This window comes from Bradyrhizobium sp., from assembly GCF_049512235.1.
Taxonomy (GTDB): Bacteria; Pseudomonadota; Alphaproteobacteria; order Rhizobiales; family Xanthobacteraceae; genus Bradyrhizobium.
The window spans coordinates 1-5,404 of record NZ_JBEKXH010000440.1 but is presented as its reverse complement, the minus strand read 5'-3'; the positions used below and the strand labels follow the sequence as shown (position 1 = coordinate 5,404).

The 5,404-nt window shown below is 64.9% G+C and carries 6 protein-coding genes; all 6 read right to left on the bottom strand.

From position 1 onward, the window contains the following. Positions 1–216: 216 nt before the first annotated feature. Positions 217–594: a 4Fe-4S binding protein gene (locus ABSG20_RS28800; protein WP_423867856.1), complete on the bottom strand. Its 378-nt coding sequence runs from the start codon at positions 592–594 to the stop codon at positions 217–219. Continuing rightward, positions 591–2,195, bottom strand: coding sequence for an FAD-binding protein (locus ABSG20_RS28795; RefSeq protein ID WP_423867855.1), 1,605 nt, complete (start codon positions 2,193–2,195; stop codon positions 591–593). Before ABSG20_RS28795 ends, ABSG20_RS28800 begins: the two co-directional genes overlap by 4 nt. Positions 2,196–2,205: 10 nt before the next feature. Then, entirely contained in the window at positions 2,206–2,958 is a 753-nt protein-coding gene (locus ABSG20_RS28790; RefSeq protein ID WP_423867854.1) for an ABC transporter ATP-binding protein, read from the bottom strand. After that, positions 2,931–3,824, bottom strand: coding sequence for an ABC transporter permease (locus ABSG20_RS28785; RefSeq protein ID WP_423867853.1), 894 nt, complete (start codon positions 3,822–3,824; stop codon positions 2,931–2,933). Before ABSG20_RS28785 ends, ABSG20_RS28790 begins: the two co-directional genes overlap by 28 nt. A gap of 12 nt (positions 3,825–3,836) precedes the next feature. Further along, a complete protein-coding gene (locus ABSG20_RS28780; RefSeq protein ID WP_423867852.1) occupies positions 3,837–4,805 on the bottom strand; it encodes an ABC transporter substrate-binding protein in 969 nt (322 codons plus the stop codon). Positions 4,806–5,059: 254 nt separating this feature from the next. Then, positions 5,060–5,404 (bottom strand): serine O-acetyltransferase (locus tag ABSG20_RS28775; RefSeq protein ID WP_423867851.1); only part of this gene is annotated, 345 nt, incomplete at its 5' end.

Genomic DNA, 5,404 nt, shown 5'->3' with positions numbered 1-5,404 from the left:
GACGCCAAACTCACGCGATCATAAGTGCGATCCAGTGCCAGCGGCTCCAAGGATCGGCCTGTGCGGAGCACCGCAAGTCGAATTTCGCAGGCCTGACGGAAACCTATTGTCCTGCCGTCGACGCCTTCGAAAACCTCATCGGTTGAGCCTTCAAGGCACGCAGAGCTTGGCGACCAGCAGGAACCAGCGACGACGCACGATTCCCGCGACATCCAACTATGTCTGGGATTTTCGTAGCAACGGCGCCGCTACCGCCGCGGCCTCGCCGGCACGACGGAACACGGTTTCCATCAGCCACTGATTGTTCGGAAACTGCTCCGCCCATTCGTCCCAACCGGAATGCTTGCGGTATTGACCGAGGCATCCCGAAGCGACGATCTCGGCGGGATTGACCTCGACCCGGCGGTCGCAATCGGGCGCGACATATATCGCGTCGGCACGGCAGTAAAGTTCGCACATGAAGCAGGTCTGACATTCCTCAACGCGCGCCAACGTCGGCGGGCCCGACGCCGATGGATTGATGACATTGACGGGACAGACCTCGACGCAGGCGCCGCAATTGGTGCAGCGGTCGGACAGGATGAGTTCGATCACAAGGTCGCCTCCAATTCACTATGACGCGCCGAGGCGGACGCCGGATCGGCAGTCACCCAGACGCGGTCGAATCCGCCGGACAGCAGACGGACGGCCAGGTTCGGATCCGGGGCTGGATAATCCTCGCGACGGTGCATGCCGCGGCTCTCGGTGCGTCGGATCGCCGTCGCGACCGACCAACGCGCCGTTGCCACCAGTGCGGCGGCTTCGCGCAGGGCGACGTTGTCGGCAGCGGCATGATCGGCCAGTTCGCTCCAGAGCGCGTCGAGGCTGCTTCGGGACGCAGCGAGCGCCGGGCCATTGCGGAACAAGTTCTTGTCATACGGATGCATCTCGGCGCGCACGCCGGCCCGGACTGTCGCAAGATCCACGGCCTTCGCATGCTGCCGTGGCCGTAGGCCCGCCTGACCCAGCGGACGAAGGCGGGCGCCACGGCCGGTCGCGTGGCGCGCCATGCGCGCGGCCGCTGTTCCCGCAGACAACCCTGACGACAGCGCCCACGCCGAGTTGACATTGCCGCCGCCCGAAATCGCCCCCGCGACCTTCTCGCGCGAGGCGTTGTCGCCTGCCACGAACAATCCGGGTACCGATGTCGCGCCATCGACGTCGATCACGCGGACCCCGCCGATGCCGCGGACGGTGCCGTCATTATGCAGCGTGACTTCAAAGCGATCGCGATAGGGATCGATGCGCCAGCGATCGAAGACCAGCGGAACGTTGGGCGAGATCGTGTGCAGCCGTGCCTTGATGTCGTCCGGCAGCCGGTGCAGCGAGCAGTAAACCGGCCCCCTCAGCAGCGCTCGGGCGAGACGTTGGGTCTGGTCTGGTGCAAAGGGCAGGTCGAGCTCGCGCCCATCGGCATCGTAATAGGTCGCAAACGAATAGGCCATGCTTCGGGTCATGGTGGAATGCGCGGGCGCAATCGTATAGGCGGCAGTGAACTCCATGCCGGACATCTCGGCGCCAGCCTCCGCGGCCAACAGATAGCCATCGCCGGTGTTGGTTCGTGATCCCAGAAGGTGTGACAGGAAGCTGGTCCCGCCGGCCGCCAGCACGACGGCGCCCGCCTCGACCTGATATGGCCAGCCACCCTGTTGACGGCGAAGTCCACGTGCGCCGCCGACCGAGCCGTCGTCCCGCGCGAGAAGCTCAACGACGGGCGATTGATCCAGAATGGTGACGCCGCAGCTCAGCACAAGCTGGCGCAGCGCACGCATGTATTCGGGTCCGCGCACCGCGCGATAATTGACGCGTCCTTCATCGTCCGTGCCGAACTTATAATAGGGCGAAAGAGTCGGCAGCGTGCGCCAGGTCTGGTCAAGGATACGGTGCATCCAATCGGCCTCTCCCAAACCAAGACCGGCTGCGATGCGGTTGCCGACCGCGGTGCCGCGAGCCTCGGGAGGGTCCGGTGGCACCCACCAGTGGCCCGGCCCGGCCGCCGCGGTCACGCCGCTGGCGCCGCAATAGCCTTTGTCCGCCAGCACGACAGCAGCCCCGGCCTTTGCCGCGGCGGTCGCGGCCCAAGCACCGGCCATGCCACCGCCGATAATCAGGACGTCGGTCTTCAGAGTGAGAGATTCGAGCGATGACGAGGCCATGATTTCCTACCTATGCGGCGCGCGCATCGACACCGAGCCAGGTCAGGAGCTGGCGGCGTAACGCGCTGAACCCCGGCTGACTGACGTCCCGCGGGTGCGGCAGATCGACGGCGAGTTCGTGGGCGATGACACCAGCCTCCATCATCACCACGCGATCGGCGAGCAGCACCGCCTCCTCGACATCATGCGTGACCAGCAGCACGGCGTATCCGTGCTGCTGCCAGAGTTCAGCGACCAGCTTCTGGGCATTGATGCGGGTCAGCGCATCGAGCGCGCCAAACGGCTCGTCCAGCAGCAGCAGATCGGGCTCGCGCACCAGCGCCCTCGCCAGCGAGGCGCGTTGGGCCTCGCCGCCCGATAGCACCTTGGGCCACACGTCGGCCCGGTATCCGAGACCGACCTCGTCGAGCGCGGCATTGGCATGCGCCCGATCGGGCCGACCCGGCAGACCCAACACGACATTCTTCCAGACCGATTTCCACGGCAGCAGCCGCGGCTCCTGAAACGAGACCGCACGCCTGGCAGCAACAATCACCTCGCCTTCGATCTCCGCGTCGAGATCCGCCAGTACCCGCAGCAGGGTCGACTTGCCGCATCCGCTCACGCCGATCAGGGCGACGAACTCACCGGCCGCGATCTCCAGATTGAGATTGTCGATCACGGCGCGCGTGCCGAAGCGCCGCGTAAGCCCGCGCACGCGCACGACCGGGGCACGCAGCGTCCCCGCCCCGTCGCTCAGGCTCCGGTGAAGGATGGCCGCCATGCCAAAAGGACCCTTTCAAGAAGCCGGACGATGGCGTCTACGATCAATCCAAGCAGAGCGTAGACCACGAGACAGACAACAATGACGTCGGTCTGGAACAGCTCGCGGGCGGTGTTCATCAAATAGCCGATCCCCGCGCTGGCATTGATCTGCTCGCCGAACACCAGCGCCAACCAGGCTATCCCGAGCGCGTAGCGCAGGCCGACCAGTGCGTTGGGAAGCGCGCCCGGGAGTACCACATGCCACACGAGACCGACACGGCTGAGCCCCAGCGTCTGGCCCGCTTCAATCAGCTTCTGATCGACGTTGCGGATGCCCGCGTAGATGTTGAGATAGAGCGGGAATGCCGTCGCGAGCGCGATCAGCGCGATCTTCGGCCGCTCGCCGATACCGAACCAGATGATCAATAGCGGAATCAGCGCGACAATGGGCATCGTGCGCAGCATCTGCATGGTGGAATCGATCAAATCCTCACCAAGCCGAAACAACCCGGAAAGAACCGCAAGGATCACCGCGATCGAGCCTCCGATCGCGAGCCCCGCCGCGGCGCGGCCAAGCGACGTCAGGATCGCCTGCTGCAATTCGCCACTCTCCAACAGCGCGGCCGCGCTCTTGATCACCGCGGTCGGCCCGGCCAATACCTCCTGCGGCAAAAGACCGGTGGCGGAGGCGACTTGCCAGAGCAGCAAGACGGTTAGCGGCCCGACGGCGCGCCGAAGCGGCCGAGGCAGACCGCGCGCGCCGACCCGCCTCGGTTTGATGCTGACCAACTGTGGATTGACCGCGACCGCTACCGAAGGGGCGTGCAGCCGCGCCAATTCGCCCGGAGAACGCGGCGCCAGGACCAGGCGATCGACAACCGACATCAGGTGCCCGTCTCAACCGATTGGTAGATCGCGGATGATGCGCGACCGGAAATCGATATCGCCCTGCAGCAGGCCGATTGACGTCCAGGTGTCAAACGTCTTGCGCAGCCGCGCCGCAAAGGCATCGTCGATCGCGATGCGGCGATAACTGGAGTCTTCGACATACAGCGCTTCGGCGATCGCGTCGTCCTGCTTGGTGAAGGCCTTGAGCCACTCGGTGTCCTTGGCTTTCTGTTCCCGCGACCAGATATAGCCGCGCTCGACGCGGTTGAAGAAATCGGCCATGGCGAGGCGCTTCAGCGGATCGGCGAGCGCCGACGGCGTCGCCGAAAACACGAACAGGCCGCTGTTGATCCCGACGCCGTCGGACAGGATGCGGGCCCCGAGCTGGCCGCGCGCCCGTGCCACGTAAAGGCCCCAGGTGGCCCAGCCGTCGATTGCGCCGCTCTGGAACGCCGCACCGGCGTCGATCGGATTCATGAAGGCGAGCTTCACCTCGTCAAGCCGGAGCCCGGCCTGTTGCAAGGCGCCGACCACGAGGTAATGCGCGACGCTGCCGCGCGTCGTCGGCGAAATCGTCTTGCCCCGGAGATCGGCGACCTGTTGCACCGAACTGTTGCGCGGTACCAGCAAGGAGGTACCCAGGCCGCCATTGTCCCAGGCGGCGACCAACTGCACCTTCGAGCCATTGGCGATCGCGGTTACCGTCGGCGAGTCGTTCGCCGCGCCAATATCGATCGCGTCGGCCTTCAATGCCTCGTGCAGGTTTACCGCGGCCGGATAGACCGACCAATCGATCTTGTAAGGGAGATCATCAAGGAGTCCCGCCGCCCGCAATTTGCTCTGCTGCTGGCCGACCTGATCGCCGACCCTCAAGGTAACACCGGAGAGATCGGTCGCCGCCAAAGCCGGGATGGCCCGCGCTGCCACTGCAAGGCTGGTACCCAGGACAAGACCACGGCGGGAGACGAAATTCGTCATTAAGCACCTCGCAACTCAGCAGCACGCCGACCGATCGGGTATCCTCCAGCGGCAGCGTCTCAGGACTATCTCAATCGTCGGGCGACGGCGCATGCCCGTCAATGCAACAGCAAACTCTTTTGCGTGCGAAGACGGGATCTCTGTCCTAGGATCTGGGGCGCCTGAGGCACAGCTATTTCGCTGCAGAATAAACCTATCGTCCCGACCAGCTGTTCGGAAACAGCTTTCTTCGGGTCTCTTATACGTGACATGCGCTAGATTCCGGCACCGTCGTCAAAGCTTTCGCTCTTCGCCTGCGTGATGGTGCTGCCCGGCGGCACGCTCTTCGTCAGCCAGACGCCGCCGCCGATCGACGAACCGCGGCCGATGGTGATTCGCCCGAGCACCGTCGCCCCGGCATAGATGACAACGTCATCTTCAATAATCGGATGGCGATCGCCGCCCTTGACGATAGCACCGTTTGCGTCGACGTCGAACCGCTTCGCTCCTAGCGTTACGGCTTGATAAAGGCGCACGCGGCGCCCGAGCCGCGCCGTCTCGCCGATCACCACGCCGGTGCCGTGGTCGATGAAGAAGCTCTCGCCAATTTCGGCGCCGGG